Here is a 21,535-nt window from a genome sequence, read left to right as displayed (position 1 = left end):
TTCCTCGTCCAGACGAGATGATCACGGCCACCCGGACATTTTGTCCGAAGATTTCATTCAGTCAGATTTTTGTCGGCGGGTGAGGCAGCTGCCAGCACTCGAACTATACGGTATACCGGGGGCCCACACCCCAGGGCCTGTTTTTGCAGTGCCGGTGTTTGCCGCTTGGCCCTACGGTTCCGTCGAGCGCCGAGACGCTCGACGGAACCGTAGGGAATGAGGTGTACGGCCTGCTCACCCTGACCGGCACCGCGGCGCATCAGCTCGCCGAACACCTCGATCCGACCCTTGTAGTCATCACGACCCGCCAACTTCAGGAGAATGCAATCACCCGCTCTTGGACGGCGTTGATCGCGAGGTAAGATTGTATCATTGTGAGCAACGAGCGATGCAGACAGTGATACGGCACTTCGATGGCGAACGGACGGTTCATCTCCTACCTGCGCGTGAGTACGGATCGGCAGGGTCGGTCCGGTCTCGGGCTGGAGGCCCAGCGCACGGCCGTCACGGACTATCTGAACGGCGGCGCCTGGAACCTGGTTGCCGAAGTGGTCGAAGTCGAGAGCGGTGCGAACGGCGAGCGGCCAGAGCTGGCCCGGGCCCTGGCACTCTGCCGCGCGCACCGCGCCACACTGGTGGTAGCCAAGCTCGATCGGCTGGCACGTGACGCTCACTTCCTCCTGGGCCTCAGCAAGGCGGGCGTGGATTTCGTCGCCTGTGACATGCCGTCGGCGAACCGGATGACCGTCGGCATCATGGCTGTGGTCGCCGAGGAAGAGCGCCGGATGATCTCAGTCCGGACGAAGGCGGCATTGGCAGCGGCCAAGGCGCGCGGGCAGGCGCTCGGCGGATTCCGCGGGCGGGCCGGCACGGCGGCTGATACGGCGAAGGCGCGGGCCGCTCGCGGGCGCAACGCCGACGCGCAGGCCGAGGCGCTGGCACCCGTTCTCGCACGCATCGATCCGAACGGTACCGCATCGCTGCGCGCCGTCGCGGCCTCGCTGACGGCCGAGAACATTCCGACGCCAAGCGGGCACGGCACGTGGACGCCGACTGCGGTGGCGCGCCTGCGCGCCCGTCTAGCGCCCGCCTCTTGAGCCGAGAGACCACACTGCGCCTGTAATCGTCGCGATGGCGTCCGCTGGGGCTGTCCGAATAGCCGCGGAATGCGTTTTCCGAGCCGTGGAGCCGCGAGACGCCTTCGCGCGACGTGATAGGGCGGCTCGCGGCGCTGTGGGTCTCAAGCCCTCCTGTCCGCGCACGGTACGCCTGCCGTCTCCGAACGCGCCCAAGCTCAGTCGAACAGACCGCCAGCCGCGTGATGCTCCGGGCAGTCGAGAGCGAGCGGATCTGCCGAAACATCGGTCGCTTCGCCCTCGATCGTCGGCGCGTCCAACTCGGCAAGATACGCCACCACCCGCGCGCGGGCCGCGGCGAGTTCGGCGGGCGTCATCTCGTGGAGCGGCTTGTTGAGGCCATCGCCCTCGCGCGAAGCGAGGCCGTTCATTTCGGCGAGGGCCCGCGCTGCGGCTACGCGCGCATTCTTCGGCGCCGTGCGATCGCCGGATATCTCGATCAGGGTGCGGGCAGCAACCTCCGCGCCTTCGGTACGCACCCGGTGTATCGCGGCGGCGCGTACCGCGCTGGCCTCGCGAGCCTTGGCGTCGACATCCATGGTCGCATCCTCTCAGTCGAAAAGTCCGCCGGCCGGCGGTTCATCGTCGGGCCTCGCCGCAAGCTCCGCGTCGAGGCGTGCAAGATGGGCGACGGCCTTCGCGCGCAGCGCCGCCAGCTCGATCCGCTCCGGCGTCGGCGCAGAACCCGGCTCGCGCGTGATCTCTTCGAGCCAGCGGCGCGCGTCGAGATTGCGGCGCCTGCGCGCCCGTTCGGCCGTACTGCCCGGCTTGATCGCCTGTCGCCGCTCTTCGAGCCGCGCGCGCTCCTCAGAAGACATGGCCGCGATCTCGGCGCGCCGCTTTCTTCGCGTCCAGGCCTTGAGGGCGTCGCTGCACGGCTTGCCCGTCGGAAGGCCGTCCGGAAAGCCGGGCGTGTGCCAGCCGGCCGGCCCGTCGCCGCGCGGCGTGGCACCGCCGTGGAGTCTGCACCGCGTGCGGCCCTTGGCGGGCGTCCGCCGGCACGGCTCGCCGGTCGACTTGGCGAGCGCACCACAGAAGGGGTGAAGATGCCGCTCGGCGTGATAGCGCCGGAGGGCCTTGGCGCCGATGGACGGAAAGTCCGGCGCGCAGTGGCCGCCGCCGCGACGTGTCGACTTTGCCGCTCGTGTGCGTGGGGGTGGGCGCCGGGGCATTACGGTGTTGCTCCGAGAGGTTGCGCGCGGATCTTCCACACCCCGCATGGGGGTGCCTCCCGGCAGTGCGTCAACAATGTCCCTCGCGTGCGCGCGGAGAGATCTTGAAGCAGCGGAGAACCGGAGAATGGGGGGTGCGGTAGATAAGGAAGGCCAAAAAGAAATCTGTATCTCACGCGCACGAGGGACGTTGTTGACGCTCTTCGGGGTTCACGCATCGCGCAGCCCCTTCAGCGTCAACAATGCCGCTGACAATTGGGCCTTTGCCTGCGCTCGCCGCACCGTTTCGCGCTTAGCGTGCGCCGCGAACCGTTCGTGTATCTTTGGGTTGATCGTCCAGCGCGACGGTCCGTCCGCACCGCGCTCGGCGACTGAAGCCCATCCGAAGTTCTCAAGGGCTTCCATCGCCGCCAGGGTGCGGCGGCGCTCGCCTTGCAGCGACCGGCGGGCCCTTTCGATGTCGCGCGGCGTGACGGACAGTATGTCCGGACGCGTGAGCAGATACCCGGCGATCTCGCGCGCCTCGGCGTTGTGCTCTGCCGGTTCGTAGAACTCGCCGTAGAACCGGAGCGCGTGCCGCACGAGGAACAGAGCGAACCGGGACGCTCGATGCGCGGTCTCGGCCGTTACCGGCGCGCCCGGCCCGGTCGGCACGCTGTCGAGGACCACCCACGTATCGAGCGCGTGGAACGTGAGGGCGATCCGGTACAGGAAGCCTTCCCACTTCGATACGTGGCCTTCCCACGCGGCCGACGCCCCGGGGATTGCGCTCAAGGTACGGATCCGCCGCCACGTCGCCGTCAGGATCGTACGGGCTTCCCGCGACAGGTACACCGTCCCGCCGCCCGTGTTCCGGATCTCATACATGCCGCGCACGGCGCGAGCGTAGTCGGTCGCGGCGTCCGGGTCGGCCGGCTCGTCGAGTGGTTCACGCTCGGCGCCGTCATCCATGATCGGGATGAGCCGTTGAAGGAGGCCGTCGCTGCCGAGGTCTCGGGCGAGCTTCGCGATCCTGTCCGGCTGCGTCGAGGCGATCAGGCCCATCAGCGCCCGTTCCGCCCTGACCGTTCCGCTGACCCGCTCAAGGGCTGCGGGGCCGCCGTCGAGCATCGTCAGGAACATGCCGCGGTCGCCGTCGCCGCTTTTCTTGTAGGCGCCGAAGCTTCCGAGGAACGCGGACAGTTCGTCCGGATGCCGGATGATGCCGGTCGGGTTGTCGGCGTGGATGCGGACCTGTTTCTCCACCGTCGCATTGTCGACGCCGATCTGAAGCTCGGGCGGCTGCGGCGGCGCTCCGGCCTTGGGGGCGCCCTTCGGCGTACAGTGTGCAGCGCGCCACGCCGCACGCTTCAGCCCCGACGCCCGGTGCAGTTCTCGGTCCAGAGCACGGATGGGCGCCAGGGCCGCGGCGATGGTCGGCGACTTCTTCCGGCCCGGCCGGGCGACGATGACGACGGCGAGCGATGCCGGCTGCGTGAAATCCGCACTGTGTTCCCTGACCTTCACGGTAAGCGCGTTGCCGATCGTGCCGGCGAGGGCCGCTACGGCTGCCACGGCCACGAAGCTCTCCGGCACGCCCATCTGTACGGCGACCGTGTGCACGAAGGGGGCGACCACATCCGGCAGGCTCCCATCAGGGGGTGTGGAAAGCTCGGCCGGATCGTCACTGCCGAAGATGTCCTCCGGCTCGCCGAAACCCACGGCGCCTGCGGTGCGCGGAGCGGGCTCGGTGCCGGTCTCGGCCTCGTCCTCGTCCTCGATCACGTGGAAGAAGCGCTGAGGCCCCAAGCGCGCCAGTGCCTTGAGCACCGTTCCGCTCAGGTAGCTTTCGGCGCTCGCTCTGCCGTGCCGGTCTTCCCTCTCCTCGAATTTGTCCGGCGAGTAGGCGACGACGACGGCTGCAACCTGGGCAGGGTCGATCAAGCCGCCTTCGATCACCGCCGCCGCGATGGCGAAGTCGTGTTTGGAGCGGTCGGTCACCGCCGCGGCCTCGGTGTTCAGAAGCCTGTCGAGGCTCAGACTTCCGGTGCGCATCTTCGCCAAGCGCTCGGCGAGTTCCGGCGGCAGAGCGTCCGGATCGCCGACGGCCTCCCATGCTGGACCGAAATCGATTTCGGGCGCCTTCGCGGCGACAGGCCTCGGCTCGACGGCGACGGGCGGCGCCAGGGCGGCAAGCTCGTCGAGCGTGTGAAATCGCTTGGGCTTACAGACTAAACCCTGTGCGAGCGCCGGCTCGCGCCCGCGATCCCGCTTCGGCTTGTTCGGCAGGTTGACCGTCCACGGCAGCCGAAACAGGTGCACGGCATCGCTCGTGGCGTCGCCGCCGTAGTGGCGAGCGAGAGCTTTAGCCTGCCGCTCTACGGCAGCGATGTTCACGGGGGTGGCCGGCAGCGGTTCAGAGAACAGGAACACGGCTTGGACGCCGCCGCCGCTGTCGACGATCGCGCCCGGGCCCTTCGGATCCGTCGCCCAGCGCTGCAACTGACCCCGCAGCCGCTGGCGCTCCCGATCAAACCCGCCGGGCTGCGCCTCGATCTCCTTCGACGGGTCGAGGTCGAGCACGACACCGCGCAAGGCCTTCAAGTCTTCGCGCCGGATCCGTCCCGAATTTCCCTGCTGCTGGTCTGAAGCGACCGGCTCGTTCAGCGCATAGTGTAAGTTGAACTTACCCTGCCGTGCCTCGATCCAAGTTGCGAGCTGAGCGCACTCGGCCGGCAGCGTGAAGGTCTTCCCGTAACAACTCCCCGTCTCGGGATCGATCGCCGCGACGTTGAAGCGACCTGGGCCGATGAGGTCGAAGGCGAAGGCCACTGCTTCGGGGGTGTTCCAGGGGCGCTTCATGGGCGGCGTCTCGCCCGTCCCTGTCGCGACGGTTTCGACGGGTTGTGCCTCGGACCGGCCGGGACCATAGTTGGCGGCGTCCATGATGTTTTTCCCGACGGGCGGCGGTGCTGGCCGGCGCCCGCGTACAGGGTTGAGGGACGGAGCGGCGGCTTCCCGGTGGTGCGGGAGCCGCCGCTTCGCTTCGGAAACGGCGCCGGTCAGCGCGGGCCGATCAGGCGCTCCCTGCCGTCTGCGCGGTCCCGAGCGACGGGCCGGACAGCGGGATCACGAGACTGTGGATGTTCTCGGCGGTCGGTCTGGCCGCGCGCGTATCGACCACCAGGGAAACCAGCGGCACGGCACCCGTCATCGAGCCGAGCTGCGCTAAGCCGGTGTCGTCGAGGATCAGCGCCGCAAGCTCGATGAGCGTACGCTGCTGGATCTCCAGTGGTCGCCGGTTTTCGGCAGGACCCAAGGCATCGCGCCATACGCCGCGCGCAAGCGCCAGGGCGCGTCTCCGGCGCGTGCCGGCGGTAAGCCTGCGGTCACGCGCAGCGGAAATCGTGTGGATCCATACCTGCGCGACATTAAAATAATGCCGCGGATGCGGGTCGGTCAGGAGAACGACGGCCTCGCCCGGCAACACGTCGTCGAGGACACGAATCGCCTTCCCGGCCTCGCCGGGCTTCGGCAAGGTGAGGACGTCGTCGACGACGTATTCGATGCCGTCGAACGCGGCTCTGCCCCGCATGGCCTTTCGCGCGCCGATCTTCTCAGAGACTTCGGCAAACATGGCTCGTGCGGCGATGGCCCCCGGTGACATACCGAGGTCTCGCAAGGTCACAGGTCGGATCGTGACGGTGCCGGTCATCACGCGGCTCCCGCACGGGCGGCGAGGAAGGCGTCAGCGTCGACACGGCGGATGACGGTGCGGCTGCCGATCTTGAGGGGCTTCAGATCGCCCCGCTCGAACAGGCGGTAGACGCCCGTGCGCGAGATGCGGAAGTAGTCGGCAAGCTCCTCGACGGAGAGCGTTGCGGCGGAGGTGGCGGGCTGGCTTCTGTGGGACATCGGCGGTCTCAGCGGTTCGTGATGCGCTGAGACGGTACGTGCCGATACACCGGATTATAACACGGCGGATGTGGGCGCGTTTATCCGGCGCCCGTGTTCCGTCCTGCAGCCTCGATCGCGTCGGGTCGGTCCTCGGGCTCCACACCCGCCTCATTCTCGATCACGTCGAAGAAGCGCTCCCCCAAAGTCGACTGAAAGTCGCGGTACGCGTCGGCGACGGCACCGGGCGTCATGTTCGGCCTGTCACCACCCTTCCCGTGCGCCGTCCCCGGCACGGCGACACCGATGCCGTGCTTCTTTCTCAGCCGAGGGTCGGCGAGATACGGAGGTGCCTCTTTGAAGGCCTGCGCTTTCGTTCGTCCCGCTTCCATCAGGTCTCGGACAACCGCGTTGATCAGGAGCAGCCGCGGAGTGTCCTTTGGACGCCCCGGACCGAACAGCGCCTCGCGAGTCAGCCTCATCTTCGCCAGAAGCATTCGAGCCGCGGGCTTGTCCTGCGCGAGGGCGTGCTTCAGTTCCTCGATTTCCTCGCCGCTGAGGCCGTAGCGTTTGGCCTCAGCGGCGAGGAAATCGAGCGCATCCCTGCCGGCGTCGACCTTTCGGCCGGTCGACCAGCGGGCGGTAAGCTCGGGCTTTCGAGGGCTCATCGCGCCGATCCGCCTGCAACGATTTCGACAACGAAACGCGCCGAAATCGCTATCATGGCAGCTAAGTGCCTGATTTTGTTGGCGCGCCCTACGGGAATCGAACCCGTGTTTTCGCCGTGAAAGGGCGACGTCCTGGACCGCTAGACGAAGGGCGCTCTGGCTAGGCCGGGGTTCTATAGTCGGACCGGGGGCGTCCGGCAACCGCCGAAGCGCCACATCGTCCGGGTTTGACCGGAAGCCGGGTTGGCGCGATGGAGGGACATGCCGCAACCGCCCCCTCGCATGACCCTCGTCCTCGGCGGGGCGCGCTCCGGCAAGAGCGCCTACGCGGAGGCGTTGATCGAGGCCTGTCCCGGGCCGTGGCTCTACCTCGCCACCGCCCAGGCCTTCGACGACGAGATGGTCGATCGCATCGCGCAGCATCGCGCGCGGCGGCCGGAGGCGTGGCGTACCCGCGACGTGCCGCTCGCCCTGCCGGAGGCTATCGCGGAGGCCGACGGGCCGGTTCTGGTCGATTGCCTCACCCTCTGGCTCACCAACCTGATCCTGGCGGAGGCCGATCTGGAGGACGCGACAATGCGGCTCGTTTCCGCCTGCGCCCGTGCCCCGGGCCCGCTGGTGCTGGTCGGCAACGAGGTCGGGCTCGGGATCGTGCCCGACAACGCGCTGGCCCGCCGGTTCCGCGACGCGGCCGGACGCCTGCACCAGCGCCTCGCGGCGGAGGCCGACCGGGTCGTGCTCACCGTGGCGGGGCTGCCCCTCATCGTGAAACCCGGAGCCCCCGCATGAACGAGGACGAAGCCCGCCATCGCGCGAAGATGGAGAAGCGCAAGGCCGTGCAGGACGCCGAGGTGGCGGAGAAGACCCTCGAGAAGGGGCTGCTGATGGTCCATACCGGCCCCGGCAAGGGCAAGAGCACGGCGGCGCTCGGGCTGATGCTGCGGGCGCTCGGCCGGGGCTGGCGGGTCGGCATGGTGCAGTTCATCAAGGGCGGCTGGGATACGGGCGAGCGCCACGCCGTGGCGGCCTTCGGCGAACGGGTCGTCTGGCACACCCTCGGCGAGGGCTTCACCTGGGAGACGCAGGACAAGGCCCGGGACATCGCCGCCTGCCGCCACGCCTGGGACGTCGCCGCGGGGCTGATGGCCGATCCCACGATCCGCCTCCTCGTCCTCGACGAGCTCAACATCGCGCTGCGCTACGACTACCTCGACCTCGACGCGGTGCTGGACGCCCTGCGTGCGCGCCGGCCGGATCTGCACGTCGTGGTCACCGGCCGCAACGCCAAGCCGGCCCTGATCGACGCCGCCGATTGCGTCACCGAGATGGGCAGCGTGAAGCACCACTTCGCCGCCGGCGTGAAGGCGCAGGAAGGGATCGAGTTCTGAGTCCGCCGCGGACCAAGGTCCTGATGATCCAGGGCACCGGCTCTGATGTCGGCAAGTCGCTGCTCGTGGCGGGGCTGGCGCGCGCTTTCACGGAGCGGGGTCTGCGGGTCCGGCCGTTCAAGCCGCAGAACATGTCGAACAACGCCGCCGTCACCCAGGATGGCGGCGAGATCGGCCGGGCCCAGGCGCTCCAGGCCCGGGCCGCCCGGGTCGCGCCCTCCGTCCACATGAACCCCGTGCTGCTGAAGCCGCAGAGCGAGGTCGGTTCCCAGGTGGTGGTGCAGGGCCGGATGGTCGCCACCGTCAAGGCGCGCGACTACCAGGCCTGGAAACCCCGGCTGATGTCGGCCGTCCTGGAGAGCTTTTCCCGCCTCGGGGACGAGGCCGATCTGGTCCTCGTCGAGGGCGCGGGCTCGGCCTCCGAGGTCAACCTGCGCGCGGGCGACATCGCCAATATGGGCTTCGCCCGGGCCACCGACACGCCGGTCGTGCTGCTCGGCGATATCGACCGGGGCGGGGTGATCGCCAGCCTCGTCGGCACCAAGGCGGTGATCGATCCCGAGGATGCCGCGATGATCGTGGGCTTCATCGTGAACCGGTTCCGGGGCGATCCGAGCCTGTTCGCCGACGGGATGCGGCTGATCGCCGGGAAGACCGGCTGGGCGGCGCTGGGCCTCGTGCCGCATTTCCCCGCCGCCGCCCGCCTGCCGGCGGAGGACGTGCTGGGGCTCGCGGGCTCGGAATCCCGCAGGTCCGGGGCCGTCACGGTGGCGGTGCCGGTGCTGCCAAGGATCGCCAATTTCGACGATCTCGACCCCCTGCGGGCGGAGCCGGGCGTGTCGGTGGTGCTGGTCCGGCCCGGCATGCCGATCCCCGCCGAGGCCGCCCTCGTGCTGCTGCCGGGCTCCAAGACCACGATCGACGACCTGGAGGCGTTTCGCCAGGCGGGCTGGGACATCGACCTGCGCGCCCATGTCCGCCGGGGCGGCCGGGTGCTCGGGCTGTGCGGCGGCTACCAGATGCTGGGCCAAAGCCTCGCCGACCCGCACGGGATCGAGGGGGCGCCGCGGACGGTGCCGGGCCTCGGGCTCCTCGACGTCGCAACCGTGATGACGCCGGAGAAGCGCCTCGCCGCCGTCACCGGCACGAGCCTGCCCGACGGCGCGCCGTTCTCCGGCTACGAGATGCATATCGGCGCCACCGAGGGTCCCGACGCCGCCCGGCCGCTCCTGCGCCTCGCGGATGGGCGCCTGGACGGGGCGATCTCGGCGGACGGCCTGGTGGCCGGGACCTACGTGCACGGCCTGTTCGCCGATGACGCCCAGCGGGCCGCGTGGCTCGTGCGCCTCGGGACAGCCCCGGAGGCCACCGGCTACGAGGCCGGGGTCGAGGCGGCCCTCGACGGGCTCGCGCACCACATCGCGGCCCATGTCGATTGCGACCGCCTCCTGGCCCTCGCCCGGTAGCCGCGGGACGAGCCAGCGATTACTCTGCGTATTCGCCGGCCCTCGCCACGAAGGGCCGCGACCGCCCAGAGGAACGCCAATGCCGTCCACGCAAGCCCCGCCCGGGGCGGATCTCGCCGCGAGCACCGTCCGCACGGTGACCCTGCGGTTGATGCCGCTCCTCGGGCTGCTCTACCTGATCGCCTATATCGACCGGCAGAACGTCTCCTACGCCAAGCTGGAGATGGTCGGCAGCCTGGGGCTCAGCGAGACCGCCTACGGGCTCGGAGCCTCGCTGTTCTTCCTCGGCTACTTCCTGTTCGAGGTGCCGGCCAACGTGTTCCTCGAGCGGGTCGGGGCGCGGATCTGGTTCGCGCGGATCATGATCACCTGGGGCCTCGTCACGGTGCTCCTCGGCTTCACCCAGAACGCCGCGATGTTCTACGTGCTGCGCTTCCTGCTCGGCGTCGCGGAGGCCGGCTTCTTCCCTGGGGTGCTGTTCGCCCTCACGCTCTGGTTCCCGCAGACCCACCGGGCGCGGATGATCGGCGGGTTCATGATCGCCAGCGCCATCGCCAACGCGGTCGGCGCGGCGGTCGGCGGCGCGCTGCTCGGCCTCGACGGGGTCTGGGGGCTGGCGGGCTGGCAATGGGTCTTTCTGGCCACCGGCGTGCCGGCGATCCTGATGGCCTTCGTGGTGCTGGCCGTCCTGCCGGATGGCCCTGAGACCGCCCGCTGGCTGTCGCAGGCCCAGCGCGACTGGCTCAGCCGGACGCTCGAGGCCGAGAGCGAGGCCGGGGGCCATGTCGACCACGGCAACCCGTTCGCGGCGCTCCTCGACAGGCGCGTGCTGATGCTGGCGGGCATCTATGTGTTCCTGCCGCTCGCCGCCTACGGCCTCGGCTACTGGCTGCCCACGGTGGTCAAGGGGTTCGGCGTCTCGAACCTGACCAACGGCCTGCTCAACATCATCCCCTGGACCGCCACGGCCGTCGCCCTGTGGTGGGTGCCGCGCCACGCCGCCCGCACCAACGCGCAGGGCAATGCGCTGACCTGGCATGTGGTCGGACCGGCTCTGGTCGGCGCCACGGGGCTCGCGCTCTCGGTCATCCTGCCGGGCAACGCCGTGAAGTTCGCCTGCCTGTGCGTGGCGGCGGCCGGGACGTTTTCGGCACAGCCGGTCTTCTGGTCGATGCCCGGGACCTTCCTGCGCGGCGCCACGGCGGCGGCGGGAATCGCGGCGATCAACTCGGTGGGCAATCTCGGCGGCCTCATCGCGCAGAACGCGGTGCCGTTCATCCGCGATCAGACGCAGAGCGACCTCGTGCCGATGCTGTTCCTGTCCATCTGCCTCGCGGTGGGGGCCGGCCTGATGTTCGTGGTGCTCACCGCCCTGCGCCGGGACACGGCGCAGCGGGTCGTCCCGCAGGCTACGCGGACGGTCTGAACACGCGGCGGGTTCGTGCGTTATCGTTCATCGTGCCGGTAAGGCCGGCACGATGATGCAAACCCGCGCGCCTGCGGGCCATCGTCAAGGAGGGCACCGCGATGAGCCAGGGATTTCCGCTCATGATCCTCGCCTTCGGCACGCTCGGCGGGATCTGGTTCCTGGCCGCCGCGGCCCGGAAGCAGGTCGCCAACGCCAAGGGCAGCCCGGAGCGTTCCAACGTGATCCACCACCACGGCGGCGAGCCGCGACCGAACATGCCGGGCACCGAGCACTGAGCACCTGAAGTCCGGGTTTCCAAAGGGCGCGAAGCCCTTTGGCGGGGTGTCGGGGCAGGGCCCCGACCAGGGCTCTGCCCTGGACCCGCGAACGGGCGCGCCCTTTCGAAACCGGGACCGGAGCACCCTCAGCCGGCGGCGATCCGCCGGCAATGGTCGAGGGCGGCGCCGATCAGGTTGGCGCTGGCCTCGGGCGTCCGGAACGCGGAATGCGCCGAGAGGGTGACGTTCGGCAGGCCGGCCAGCGGATGATCCGCCGGCAGGGGCTCGACCGTGAACACGTCGAGCCCGGCCTGTGCGATATGGCCCGTGCGCAGGGCCTGCACCAGGGCGTCCTCGTCGATGACCGCGCCCCGGGCGGTGTTGATCAGGAGGGCGCCGGGCTTCATCGCGGCGATGCGGGCGGCCGAGAGGAAGCCCCGGGTCGCGTCGGTCAGCAGCAGATGGAGCGAAACCACGTCGCTCTCGGCGAGCAGCTGCTCCAGGGGCACGAAGGCGACATCGGGATGCACCTTGGGCGTGCGGTTCCAGGCGAGCACCCGCATGCCGACACCCCGGCAGAGCCGCGCCATCTCGGCCGCGATCCCGCCGAACCCGACGAGGCCGACGGTCTTGCCGGTGAGCTGCATCCCTTCGGTGCGCAGCCAGGATCCGGCGCGCATCGCCCGGTCCATCTCGGCCAGGCCTCGGGCCGCCGCCCACATCAGCGCGAAGGCGCATTCGGCCACCGCCGTGTCGCCGTAGCCCTTGATGGTGTGGACCGTGATGCCGAGTTCGGCCGCAAGCGCCTCCGGGTCCATGTAGCTGCGCGCGCCGGTGCCCAGGAACACCACGTGCTTCAGCCCGGCGCAGGCGCGGGCCACGTCGAGGGGGAGGGCGGTGTGGTCGATCACCGCAATCTCGGCCCCGGCCAGGAGGCCGGGCAGGTCCTGCGGGGTGATGGCGGGATCCGCGTGGATCGCAAAGGGCGGGTCGTCCGGCCGTAGCAGCCGGCGTGCCACCGCCGCCAGCGTCTCGCTGGCATCCACGAACATCGCGCGCATCGGCCTCTCCCTTGACTGTCACGATGCGCCGGGAGCGCGGATCGTGCCAAGGCCAGGATGGATTGGGGCATCCCCGCATGGGATGCGGCAACCGGGCACGAAAAAGGCCGGTCCCTGGGGAGGACCGGCCCTGAACTTCCGTCCTGTGAAGCGGCTTAGCGCTGCAGCGACGCCGTCTGCGGAGCGATGGTCGGCGGGGTCGCCTGCGCCACCGTCACGGCGCTGCGGGGTGCCGTCGGCATCCAGCCGGTGGCGCACTGCATGACCAGAGCGAGGCCAAGGGCAACGCAGAGCCCGTTGGCAGCCACCCAGAACGGGCGTGCAGCCCGCCGTACCGCGGCCTGAAGCTCCTCGGCCGATTTGCCCGCGGCCTCGACGGCGCGATCCGAGATCGGCAGCAGCCACGGCTCCGTCGGCAGGGCATAGAGACCGGCCATCTCGTTGGAGCCCGGCAGGTTCTGGAACAGTCCGTTCGACATGTTCGTCCTCCAGATTCGTCCGTGATGTCCCGGCTTACCGGGCCATTCGTTCATCTACAGTTAAGGGACGATTGTGGCTGATGCAAGGTCACGGCCCTTGTCCAGGGCTGACCGCAGGCTATGCCGCGCCGGGTCAAGCTTTCGTGCCGCGCGTCTAAGGACTTGATAAGTCACGATCTTCCGAAGCAGATGTGACATTGCCGCATCAAAGTGCGGATCTGCACCTTCGGTGCCGCTCCGTTCCGGAACGCGGGGCTTTCCTGAACGGATTCGTTCAGCCAGCGCCGATCAGCCGGATCGCCGCCTCCCGCTCGAACAGGTAGAGCAGCACCCGCAGAGCCTGCCCGCGGGGGCTCTTCAGGCCGGGGTCGCGCTCGACGATCATCCGGGCGTCGTCCCGGGCGGCCTCCAGCAGGGCGCCATCGCTCTCCAGCCGGGCGAGCCGGAACGCCGCCAGCCCGGACTGCCGCGTGCCCAGCACCTCGCCCTCGCCGCGCAGCTTCAGATCGGCCTCGGCGATGCGGAACCCGTCCTCGCTCGCCCGCATCATCTCCAGCCGCGCCCGCGACACCTGCCCGAGGGGCCCCCGGTAGAGCAGCAGGCAGGACGAAGCCTTGGAGCCGCGCCCGACCCGGCCCCGGAGCTGGTGCAATTGTGCCAGCCCGAACCGCTCCGCGTGCTCGATCACCATGATGGTGGCCTCGGGCACGTCGACCCCGACCTCCACCACGGTTGTCGAGACGAGGAGCTTGGTCTCACCGGCGGCGAAGCGCGCCATGGCGGCGTCCTTCTCAGGCCCCGGCATCTTGCCGTGGATCAGCCCGACCGCCGCGCCAAAATGCTGTTTCAGGTCGTCGAACCGCTCGGCGGCGGCCGCGAGGTCGATGAACTCGGATTCCTCGACCAAAGGGCAGATCCAGTAGACCCGCTCGCCCCCGGCGATCGCCCGCGCCAGCCCGGCCACCACCTCGTCGATCCGTTCGGTCGGCAGCGAGATCGTCCGGATCGGCTGCCGGCCCGCGGGCTTCTCGTCAAGGATCGAGACATCCATGTCGCCGAAGAAGGTCAGCGCCAGGGTGCGGGGGATCGGCGTCGCAGTCATGACTAGGAAGTCGACCGCCTCGCCCTTGGCCCCGAGCGCCAGCCGCTGGTGCACGCCGAACCGGTGCTGCTCGTCCACCACCGCGAGGCCGAGATCGCGGAACGTCACCGCCTCCTGGAACAGGGCGTGGGTGCCGACCAGGATGTCGATCTCGCCCGCCGCGAGGTCGGCGAGCGTGCTCTTGCGCTCCGCGGCCCGGTCCCGGCCGGTCATCAGGCGCAGGCGTAAAGTTCCGACGAGCGGCTTCAGCCGCTCGAAATGCTGCCGGGCCAGGATCTCGGTCGGCGCCATCAGGGCCGCCTGACGCCCGGCCTCCACCGCCGACGCCATGGCGAGCAAGGCCACCGCGGTCTTGCCCGAGCCGACATCGCCCTGGAGCAGGCGCAGCATCCGGCGCGGCGCCGCGAGGTCGGCGCGGATCTCCGCCACCGCCCGGGCCTGCGCGCCGGTCAGCGCGAAGGGGAGGGCGGCTTCGATCCGGGCGCTCAAGGTCCCGTCGCCGGCATTGACCCGGCCGGCCTTGCGCCGCTGGCGGGCGCGCAGGAGGGCCAGCGCCAGTTGCGAGGCGAGGAGCTCGTCATAGGCGAGCCGCTTCCGGGACGGCGTCGCGGGGGGCGGCTGGAGCGGATCCTCGGCCTTCGGCGGCGCCTCCTCGGGGCGGTGCTCCAGGCGCAGCGCGTCCGCGAAGGCGGGCAGGCGGTTCTTCTCCAGCCATGCCGCATCCTGCCATTCCGGCAGGACCGGCAGACGATCCAGGGCCGAGACGGCGAGCTTGTTGATCGCCCGGGAGGTCAGCCCCTCGGTGGCGCCGTAGACCGGCTCGACGGCGGGCAGTTCGGCCAAGCCCGCCTCGTCCACGATCCGGGACGGGTGGACCATCTGGCGGGTGCCGTCCCAGAGGTCGATCCGGCCGGTGATGTAGCGGTGCGCCCCGAGCGGCAGCATCTTCTCCACCCGGGGGCGGGGCATGCCGAAGAACACGAGCGTGATGTCGTGGCCGGAGGCATCCTCCACCACAACCCGGTGCGGGCGCTTGCCGGACCCGATCTGGGCCGGGCGGTGCTCCACCACGGTGACGCCGAGGGTCACCGGCTCGCCGGTCGGCGCCTCGCCGACCGAGCCCATGAGCTTGCGCGCCACGCCCCCTTGCGGGAGGTGGAACAGCAGGTCCACCACCCGGGCCTCGCGCTCCGGGGTGCCGAGGAGCTTCTCGATCATCGGCGCCATCTTCGGGCCGATCCCCGGCAGCGACCGGGCCGGGGCGAACAGCGGATCGAGGAGGCTCGGACGGAGCGTGGCCGCTTCGGCGCGCGCGACCGCCTCCTCCGGCGCCTCGGCGGCGTCGGGGTCTGTCACGGTCGGGTCCTGAGTCGCGCGTGCATCTGTCATGGCGGTTCGGCGGACATGGTGCCGGAGGCGCCTTATCATCCGGTGCATCCCGGCGCGCCAGTGCGGCAGGATGGAGACCGATATCCATGGCCAGCGACTTCCTGCCGGGCTTCGCGCGAGACCGGATCGAGACCGCCCCCGGGGTGACGATCCACGCCCGCTCGGCCGGCTCCGGGCCGCCGGTGCTGCTCCTGCACGGCCACCCGCAGACCCTGTCGACGTGGCTCCACGTCGCCCCGCGGCTCGCGGAGACCCGCACCGTCGTCGCCATGGACCTGCGCGGCTACGGCGATTCGGACAAACCCCCGGGCGGCGAGCGCCACGTCGCCTATTCGAAGCGCGCCATGGCGGCCGACGCCGTGGCGGTGATGCGGGCTCTCGGCCACGAACGGTTCGCCGTGGTCGGCCACGACCGGGGCGGGCGCGTCGCCCACCGCCTCGCCCTGGACCATGCCCAAGCCGTGGAGCGGATCGCCCTGTTCGACATCGCGCCGACCGCGACCATGTACGCCCGCACCGACAAGGCCTTCGCCACCCGCTACTTCTGGTGGTTCTTCTTCATCCAGCCCCATCCCCTGCCGGAGACGCTGATCGGCGCCGATCCGGAGTATTTCCTGCGCCACCATGTCGAGGGCCAGTCCAAGACCCCCGGCTCGACGCCGCCAAAACTCTTCGCCGAGTACCTGCGCTGCTATTCCGACCCCGCCTGCCGCCACGCGATCTGCGAGGATTACCGGGCCGCGGCCGGGATCGACCTGGAGCACGATGCCGCCGATGCCGATGCCCGGGTCACGGCGCCGCTGCTCGCACTCTGGGGCGCGAAGGGCACGGTCGGCCAGACCTACGACGTGCTGGAGACGTGGCGCGAGAAGGCGACCGACGTGTCCGGCCGGGCGCTCGAGTGCGGCCACACCCTTCAGGAGGAACGGCCGGACGAGGTCTTTTCGGAGTTGGCGGCGTTCCTGGGGTGACGGGCTGCGGCGCCATGGCCACGCGGCGCCGGTCTTGGCAGGCGGACTGAAAAGCGCAGATACGAGGCGTGCCGGGCTCGCGAACAGCGTCCCCGGTTGATGGATTCGGCCCCGCCGTCCTTGCGAGCGGAGCGAAGCAATCCAGGGCGGCACCACACGTCCTGACGTCCCGCTGCCCTGGGTCGCTTCGCTCCGCTCGCGATGACGGGGACGCGCATCAACCGGGACCTCGAGAAGCCCGACGTTAGACCTATCCGGGCGGGACGCCTCAATCGTGCGGGACATCATGTCCGAGGACACCAACACCGTGTTCGACGTCGCCGTGGTCGGTGCCGGGGCCGCGGGCCTCGCGGCGGCGCTCGCCATCGCCCGGGAGGGGATCCCCACGGCCCTCGTCGGCCGCCACACCCCCGTGGCGGACGGGCGGACCGTCGCGCTGCTCGACGGATCGGTAAGCTTCCTGGGGGCGCTCGGCGCCTGGGACGCGGTGGCGCCGCAGGCGAGCCCCCTCTGCACCCTGCAGATCATCGACGACACCGGCAGCCTGTTCCGGCCGCCGCCCGTGCGCTTCCAGGCCGCCGAGATCGGCCTCGATGCCTTCGGCTGGAATGTCGAGAGCGCGCGCCTCGTCGAGAGCCTGCGCGCCTGCGCCCGGACCCAGCCGAACCTGACCCTGGTCGAGGCGGATTGTGCCGGGGCCGTGGCGGGCGAATCGGCCGCCCGCATCACCCTCGCGGCGGGCGGGGCGGTCGAGGCCCGGCTGGTGGTCGGCGCCGACGGCGGGCGCTCGCCGCTGCGCGCCGCGAGCGGCCTGCGCGTGCGCGACTGGACCTATCCGCAGAGCGCCATCACCACGATCCTGGCCCACGAACGCCCGCACCGGGACGTCTCCACCGAGTTCCACACCCGCTCCGGCCCCTTCACCCTGGTGCCGCTGCCGGGCGGCCATCGCTCCAGCCTGGTGTGGGTGACCGGGGAGGGCGCGGCCCGGCGGCTGGCGGCCCACGACGACGCCGCCCTCGGGCAGGCGGTGGAGCGGCAGGCCCAGGCGATGCTCGGCGCCATGCGGATCGACGGCCCGCGCGGCCTCGTGCCGATGCGCGGGTTGGCGGTGGCGACGCCGGTGGCGCAGCGGCTGGCGCTGATCGGGGAGGCGGCCCACGTCTTCCCGCCGATCGGCGCGCAGGGGCTGAACCTCGGCCTGCGCGACGCCGCGACCTTACGCGACGCGGTGCTCCGCGCGGCCCGGGACGGGCGGGATCCCGGCGCGCGCCCGGTGCTCGACGGCTATGCCAGCGCCCGGCGCGTCGACACGGCGGCGCGCACCGCTGCGGTGGATCTCCTCAACCGCAGCCTGCTCACCGACCTGCTGCCGGTGGATGCCCTGCGCGGCCTCGGCCTGCTGGCGATGAGCCAGCTCGGGCCCCTGCGGCGGCTGGTGATGCGGGAGGGTGTCCTGCCGCGGCTCGGTGCGCCGGAATTGATGCGTGGGGCGCGGTGAGACCAACGTCGATCGGGCCTTCGGCGGGTTGCGGAAGGATCAAAAGCGGCCTCTTCTTTTGTCACCTGACACCAACGCGGCAGCCTATCCGGGCCTCACGAAGGCGGACCTTCCCATCCGTCGCCGCGTGGCTTTCGGCAACGGCTTCGACGATGAACGCGGCAAGGGCGACCACCGACACGATCAGAACGGCGAGGTGCCGTCCTGCTTCGACGGAATCGACCGTTCGCTCTCAAACTGTGTCGAAGCCGTCGAGACCTGGAGGAACGATCAGGGCCTTCTGACGCCGAAACGCGACGAACTCCTACGCCATCTCCGGCGGGCGCCGGAGACCGGAATCCGCGCCTTGGCTCACGCGCTCGGCCGCGACGATCGACGGGTCCACGAAGACGTGCTCGCCCTGGCCGAGCCGGGTCTTGTCGAACGGGGTGAGGATGGCAACCTGTCGAGGGAGACCGACGCGATCGTCTGCACGCTCTGCAGCGCAGCGTAATCGTACGGCGCCGGTGGATTCAGAAGCCGCGCGCGGGCACGGTTCCCATCAGAATTCCGGCTGCGCCGCCACGTAGGCACCGAGGCGGGTGGCGAGGTCGACCGGGCCACCGGCTCGGGGCTCGACCGAATCGCCGATCAGGATCACCGGAATGCCGCGCTCACGCAGGTGCGAACGGAGCTTGGCGGCGCGGCGGGCATAGGCGGGGTCCCGGCGGGTCGGGGCCTGGAGCAGCACGGCGGCCGGCCGCGCGATCACGGCCAATACGTCGTCCGCCGCCTCCATGGAGGCGGTCACGCTTGCGTAGCCGAGACTGGCGAGCTCGCCCGAGAGGGACCGGTCCACGGCGCGGACGCCGTCGTCGACCACGAGCACTTGTTGCAGCGCACCCATGAGCTTGAGCGGTACTCCATCCGGCACAGCTTGAAAAGGTAGCCGTGACCACAATCCGTTGCAGAACCCGCGAGGGGGCCGTTCGGATCCGTTGGTCCGTGTGCAGATGCGAGATTAGCCGCGGCGTCTGAGCGCCGGATGAACCGCCGCGAAGCCGTCGTTCAGATCGCCGCAACGCCGATCGCGGCGCCACCGGACAGGACCGGCCGGTAGCCCGAATCGCGCCATGCCCCGGCGTCCGTCTCCGGCGTCGCGCCGCGGGGCAGGGGCGCCGACGCGCAGGCCGGCCCGCGGCAGGCGAGGCCACCGTCGTCGCCCTGCGCGAGGACCAGGAGGGCCGGCGGCAGCGGCGCGCGGTCGGGATGGGCCAGGGTCGCGGCGAGGTCGGTCAAGCCGGGGCGGGTGACGATCGCCGTCTCACCGAGGACCAGCGAATCGAGGCGGTGTTTCCCGCCATCCGCCCCGGTGGGCCGGGTCAGGGTCGCGGGGGCGCGATGCACCACGTTGAGGGCCCGCACGGTCCAGGGCAGGGGCAGGGCGGCCAGCGCCGGCTCGATCAGGGCGGGGACGACGAGCCGGGTCGGCACAGGCCGCAGCAGGGCGGTCCGGAAACCGGCCTCCTCGAAGGGAATCACCGTCTCCAGGCCGGCCCCCACGGCGAGGGCTGCCCCGAGGCCGGTCACAAGCCCGCGCAGGTCATGGGCAGGCAGGAGCGTCAGGACCCGCTCGTCCGCGGAGAGCGGCAGGGCGTCGCAATGGGCCGCGATGGCGGCGTCGAGTGCCTCCGCGCTGCGGTAGACCGGCCGCTCGGGATCGCGGCCCGCGAAGGTCACGAGGCCGCGGCTGGCGACCGGCTCGGCCACGCCGCGCTCCAGCGCCATCGCGTCGAGGCTGATCACGCCGTCGGGCACGCCGGGGCCGAAGGCGGCGAGATAGCGCAGGCTGAACTGCCGCATGGCCACGTGGGTGAGTTCTTCGGCGGGCCTGCGCGGCCCGCGGCGGCCCTCGGTGAGCACGCCCAGGAGGTTGGCGGCCTCGATCCCGGCGGCGAGCTGGTCGGGATCCCAGGCGGCCGGCATCGCGCAGGGCAGGTGTCCGGCGGCCTCGACGGCGAGGTGGGCCAGGGCCGCCTCCGCGCCGCCGGAGAACCACAGGCCGATCCGGCTGCCGGCCGGGAGCCGCCACGCGCCGATCCCCCGGGCGAGACGGCCGACGATCTCGGCGGCGGCCGCGTAGGTCCAGGTGATCGCGGGGCGCCCGCACCACGCGGCCCGGTCGCCCGAATCACGCAGGGCCGTGCGCTGCGGTGCGGCCCGCGCCACCGCGAACAGGCAGCCGGACAGGCCGCCGGACCGCGCAGACGCGTCCGGTGCGGCCACGACCGCCCTCTCCGCCACCGCGAACGCGTTCAACCCGTCGCCCCCCGACCGATACTGCAGAACCGCCGGCATGGTCGGCCGATTACGGTTAACCGATCGCTAAGACCCTCGGGCAATGCCCGGCCCCCTTGGCCCCACCGAGCCGACCTCGCGCGCCGATCACGCGCTCTTGCGACGTCGCGCTTGCGGCGAGGCGGGCGGGAGCCTATCGGGGGCCGGCCGCGGCCCGGAGGGTGATCACCTGCCCGTCAGGTCGCGGAGTCAAGCCGCGGTGTCATGCCTTCGCCTCATTCCAGGGGAAAGGCAGGCCGCCCGGTCGCCGGGGCGGGAGATGCGCGCAGTCAGGCGCCCGTCCCCTCCGATGGCCGGACCGTTTCATCCGGAGCTCCGGGGGGCACGCCGTTGCGGCGCGCGTCCGGACGGTCCGGCGGGCCGGCCGTCAGGTCGACTCCGCATCAACCCGTCACACCGTATCGCTTCCTAAGGGGTCAGAGCCGATGTCCTTCACCCGCTCCGCGACGCTCGCGCGCGCCGCCCTCCTCGGTCTCGCGGGCCTCGGCCTCGTGGCCGCCCCGGCCCTGGCGCAGCCCAAGAAGCCCGCGGCCCCCGCTCCGGCCGCACCGGCGCCGACCGCGCCCGGCACCCCCGCCGCCAACACGGCGGCCCAGACCGGCCCGCAGATCGTGACGGTGAAGTCCGAGCCGAGCCAGGCCGACTGGACCAAGGTCTGCGGCAAGGACCAGGGTTCGGGCACCGACATCTGCTACACGACCCGCGACTTCGTGTCCGACCAGGGCCAGCCGGTGCTGGCGGTGGCGGTCTACGAGATGAAGAACCCCGCCCAGAAGCAGGAGGTGCGCGTGGTGCGCTACCTGCTGCCGCTCGGCCTGCTGCTGCAGCCGGGCATCCGCTTCAGCGTCGACGGCCAGGCGGCGACCGCCGGCCGCTTCGCGGTCTGCTTCCCGAACGGCTGCTTCGCCGAGGCCGGGGGCGTCGATGCCGGTGTCGTGGCGGCGATGAAGAAGGGCACGACGCTGAACGTCTCGGTCCAGAACCAGACCCAGCGCGAGGTCACCTTCGCGGTGCCGCTGGCCGGCTTCGGCAAGGCCTTCGACGGCCCGGCGATCGACCCCAAGGTGCTGGAGGAGCAGCAGAAGAAGCTCCAGGCGGAGCTCGAGAAGCGCTCCGAGGACATGCGCAAGAAGCTCGAGCAGCAGGGCGGCGCGGCCCCGGCGGCAGGCGCGACGCCGGCCGCGAAGTAAGCCGGCCGCAGAATCATCGACTTTCCGGAGGGCCGGGCCGCGAGGTCCGGCCCTTCGCACGCCTGGATCCCGGGTTTCCAAAGGGCTTCAGCCCTTTGGCGGGTGCTCAGGGCGGA

General features: G+C 70.9%; 21 protein-coding genes and 1 tRNA gene. 10 read left to right on the top strand and 12 right to left on the bottom strand.

Annotation, left to right across the window (positions count from 1 at the left end; genetic code table 11):
• The first annotated feature begins 413 nt into the window (after window positions 1–413).
• Complete coding sequence (locus tag MKK88_RS18745) at window positions 414–1,097, top strand: recombinase family protein (protein WP_244002341.1); 684 nt, start codon at window positions 414–416, stop codon at window positions 1,095–1,097.
• A gap of 197 nt (window positions 1,098–1,294) precedes the next feature.
• Here MKK88_RS18745 and MKK88_RS18740 read toward each other — a convergent pair whose 3' ends face one another.
• The 7 genes from MKK88_RS18740 to MKK88_RS18710 form a co-directional block, all read right to left on the bottom strand.
• Window positions 1,295–1,675, bottom strand: coding sequence for a hypothetical protein (locus MKK88_RS18740; protein ID WP_244002339.1), 381 nt, complete (start codon window positions 1,673–1,675; stop codon window positions 1,295–1,297).
• A 12-nt stretch (window positions 1,676–1,687) separates the two neighbouring features.
• Window positions 1,688–2,308: an HGGxSTG domain-containing protein gene (locus MKK88_RS18735; protein ID WP_244002337.1), complete on the bottom strand. Its 621-nt coding sequence runs from the start codon at window positions 2,306–2,308 to the stop codon at window positions 1,688–1,690.
• 210 nt (window positions 2,309–2,518) lie between these two features.
• Entirely contained in the window at window positions 2,519–5,233 is a 2,715-nt protein-coding gene (locus MKK88_RS18730; protein ID WP_244002335.1) for a DUF3987 domain-containing protein, read from the bottom strand.
• A 130-nt stretch (window positions 5,234–5,363) separates the two neighbouring features.
• Window positions 5,364–6,002: a hypothetical protein gene (locus MKK88_RS18725; RefSeq protein ID WP_244002333.1), complete on the bottom strand. Its 639-nt coding sequence runs from the start codon at window positions 6,000–6,002 to the stop codon at window positions 5,364–5,366.
• On the bottom strand, window positions 6,002–6,202 hold the full coding sequence (locus MKK88_RS18720) for a helix-turn-helix domain-containing protein (protein ID WP_244002332.1): 201 nt from the start codon (window positions 6,200–6,202) through the stop codon (window positions 6,002–6,004). The genes MKK88_RS18725 and MKK88_RS18720 overlap by 1 nt, the downstream gene beginning before the upstream one ends.
• Window positions 6,203–6,282: 80 nt before the next feature.
• A complete protein-coding gene (locus MKK88_RS18715) occupies window positions 6,283–6,849 on the bottom strand; it encodes a hypothetical protein (RefSeq protein ID WP_244002329.1) in 567 nt (188 codons plus the stop codon).
• A 79-nt stretch (window positions 6,850–6,928) separates the two neighbouring features.
• Window positions 6,929–7,004 (bottom strand) — tRNA-Glu (locus MKK88_RS18710).
• Between the two features lie 106 nt (window positions 7,005–7,110).
• Here MKK88_RS18710 and cobU point away from each other — a divergent pair.
• From cobU to MKK88_RS18685, 5 genes are all read left to right on the top strand, one after another.
• Entirely contained in the window at window positions 7,111–7,638 is a 528-nt protein-coding gene (gene cobU / locus MKK88_RS18705; protein ID WP_244002328.1) for a bifunctional adenosylcobinamide kinase/adenosylcobinamide-phosphate guanylyltransferase, read from the top strand.
• Window positions 7,635–8,237, top strand: a complete 603-nt coding sequence (cobO, locus tag MKK88_RS18700; RefSeq protein ID WP_244002326.1) for a cob(I)yrinic acid a,c-diamide adenosyltransferase — start codon at window positions 7,635–7,637, stop codon at window positions 8,235–8,237. The genes cobU and cobO overlap by 4 nt, the downstream gene beginning before the upstream one ends.
• A gap of 23 nt (window positions 8,238–8,260) precedes the next feature.
• Window positions 8,261–9,703: a cobyric acid synthase gene (locus tag MKK88_RS18695; RefSeq protein ID WP_244002324.1), complete on the top strand. Its 1,443-nt coding sequence runs from the start codon at window positions 8,261–8,263 to the stop codon at window positions 9,701–9,703.
• Window positions 9,704–9,782: 79 nt separating this feature from the next.
• The gene (locus MKK88_RS18690) at window positions 9,783–11,129 is read left to right on the top strand and encodes an MFS transporter (RefSeq protein ID WP_244002322.1); all 1,347 of its coding nucleotides are present in this window, start codon (window positions 9,783–9,785) and stop codon (window positions 11,127–11,129) included.
• 101 nt (window positions 11,130–11,230) lie between these two features.
• Window positions 11,231–11,407 carry a hypothetical protein gene (locus MKK88_RS18685; RefSeq protein ID WP_244002321.1) on the top strand — a complete coding sequence of 59 codons (177 nt, stop codon included), beginning with the start codon at window positions 11,231–11,233 and terminating at the stop codon, window positions 11,405–11,407.
• 128 nt (window positions 11,408–11,535) lie between these two features.
• Here the strand turns inward: MKK88_RS18685 and MKK88_RS18680 are convergent, their stop codons facing one another.
• The 3 genes from MKK88_RS18680 to recG all read right to left on the bottom strand — a co-directional run bounded on the left by MKK88_RS18680 (window position 11,536) and on the right by recG (window position 15,420).
• Window positions 11,536–12,450 (bottom strand): NAD(P)-dependent oxidoreductase, encoded by a 915-nt coding sequence (locus MKK88_RS18680; RefSeq protein WP_244002319.1) that lies wholly within the window; start codon window positions 12,448–12,450, stop codon window positions 11,536–11,538.
• A 155-nt stretch (window positions 12,451–12,605) separates the two neighbouring features.
• Window positions 12,606–12,929, bottom strand: coding sequence for a hypothetical protein (locus MKK88_RS18675; protein WP_244002317.1), 324 nt, complete (start codon window positions 12,927–12,929; stop codon window positions 12,606–12,608).
• A gap of 274 nt (window positions 12,930–13,203) precedes the next feature.
• Window positions 13,204–15,420 (bottom strand): ATP-dependent DNA helicase RecG, encoded by a 2,217-nt coding sequence (gene recG / locus MKK88_RS18670; protein ID WP_244002315.1) that lies wholly within the window; start codon window positions 15,418–15,420, stop codon window positions 13,204–13,206.
• Window positions 15,421–15,506: 86 nt separating this feature from the next.
• Between recG and MKK88_RS18665 the strand changes: the two genes are divergently transcribed.
• The 3 genes from MKK88_RS18665 to MKK88_RS18655 all read left to right on the top strand — a co-directional run bounded on the left by MKK88_RS18665 (window position 15,507) and on the right by MKK88_RS18655 (window position 18,385).
• A complete protein-coding gene (locus MKK88_RS18665) occupies window positions 15,507–16,391 on the top strand; it encodes an alpha/beta fold hydrolase (protein WP_244002313.1) in 885 nt (294 codons plus the stop codon).
• Window positions 16,392–16,677: 286 nt separating this feature from the next.
• Window positions 16,678–17,892, top strand: coding sequence for a UbiH/UbiF family hydroxylase (locus tag MKK88_RS18660; protein ID WP_244002311.1), 1,215 nt, complete (start codon window positions 16,678–16,680; stop codon window positions 17,890–17,892).
• A complete protein-coding gene (locus tag MKK88_RS18655) occupies window positions 17,879–18,385 on the top strand; it encodes a hypothetical protein (RefSeq protein WP_244002309.1) in 507 nt (168 codons plus the stop codon). The genes MKK88_RS18660 and MKK88_RS18655 overlap by 14 nt, the downstream gene beginning before the upstream one ends.
• A gap of 48 nt (window positions 18,386–18,433) precedes the next feature.
• Here the strand turns inward: MKK88_RS18655 and MKK88_RS18650 are convergent, their stop codons facing one another.
• Together MKK88_RS18650 and MKK88_RS18645 are read right to left on the bottom strand one after the other, a co-directional pair.
• Complete coding sequence (locus tag MKK88_RS18650) at window positions 18,434–18,778, bottom strand: 2-hydroxyacyl-CoA dehydratase family protein (RefSeq protein WP_244002307.1); 345 nt, start codon at window positions 18,776–18,778, stop codon at window positions 18,434–18,436.
• Window positions 18,779–18,939: 161 nt separating this feature from the next.
• On the bottom strand, window positions 18,940–20,229 hold the full coding sequence (locus MKK88_RS18645) for an acyl-CoA synthetase (RefSeq protein WP_244002304.1): 1,290 nt from the start codon (window positions 20,227–20,229) through the stop codon (window positions 18,940–18,942).
• A gap of 425 nt (window positions 20,230–20,654) precedes the next feature.
• On the opposite strand from MKK88_RS18645, the gene MKK88_RS18640 reads away from it, so the two are divergent.
• The gene (locus MKK88_RS18640; RefSeq protein WP_244002303.1) at window positions 20,655–21,419 is read left to right on the top strand and encodes an invasion associated locus B family protein; all 765 of its coding nucleotides are present in this window, start codon (window positions 20,655–20,657) and stop codon (window positions 21,417–21,419) included.
• Window positions 21,420–21,535: the final 116 nt, after the last annotated feature.

It is taken from the genome of Methylobacterium sp. E-005 (assembly GCF_022829725.1).
Classification (GTDB): Bacteria; Pseudomonadota; Alphaproteobacteria; order Rhizobiales; family Beijerinckiaceae; genus Methylobacterium.
This window is presented reverse-complemented; position numbering and strand designations above follow the sequence as displayed.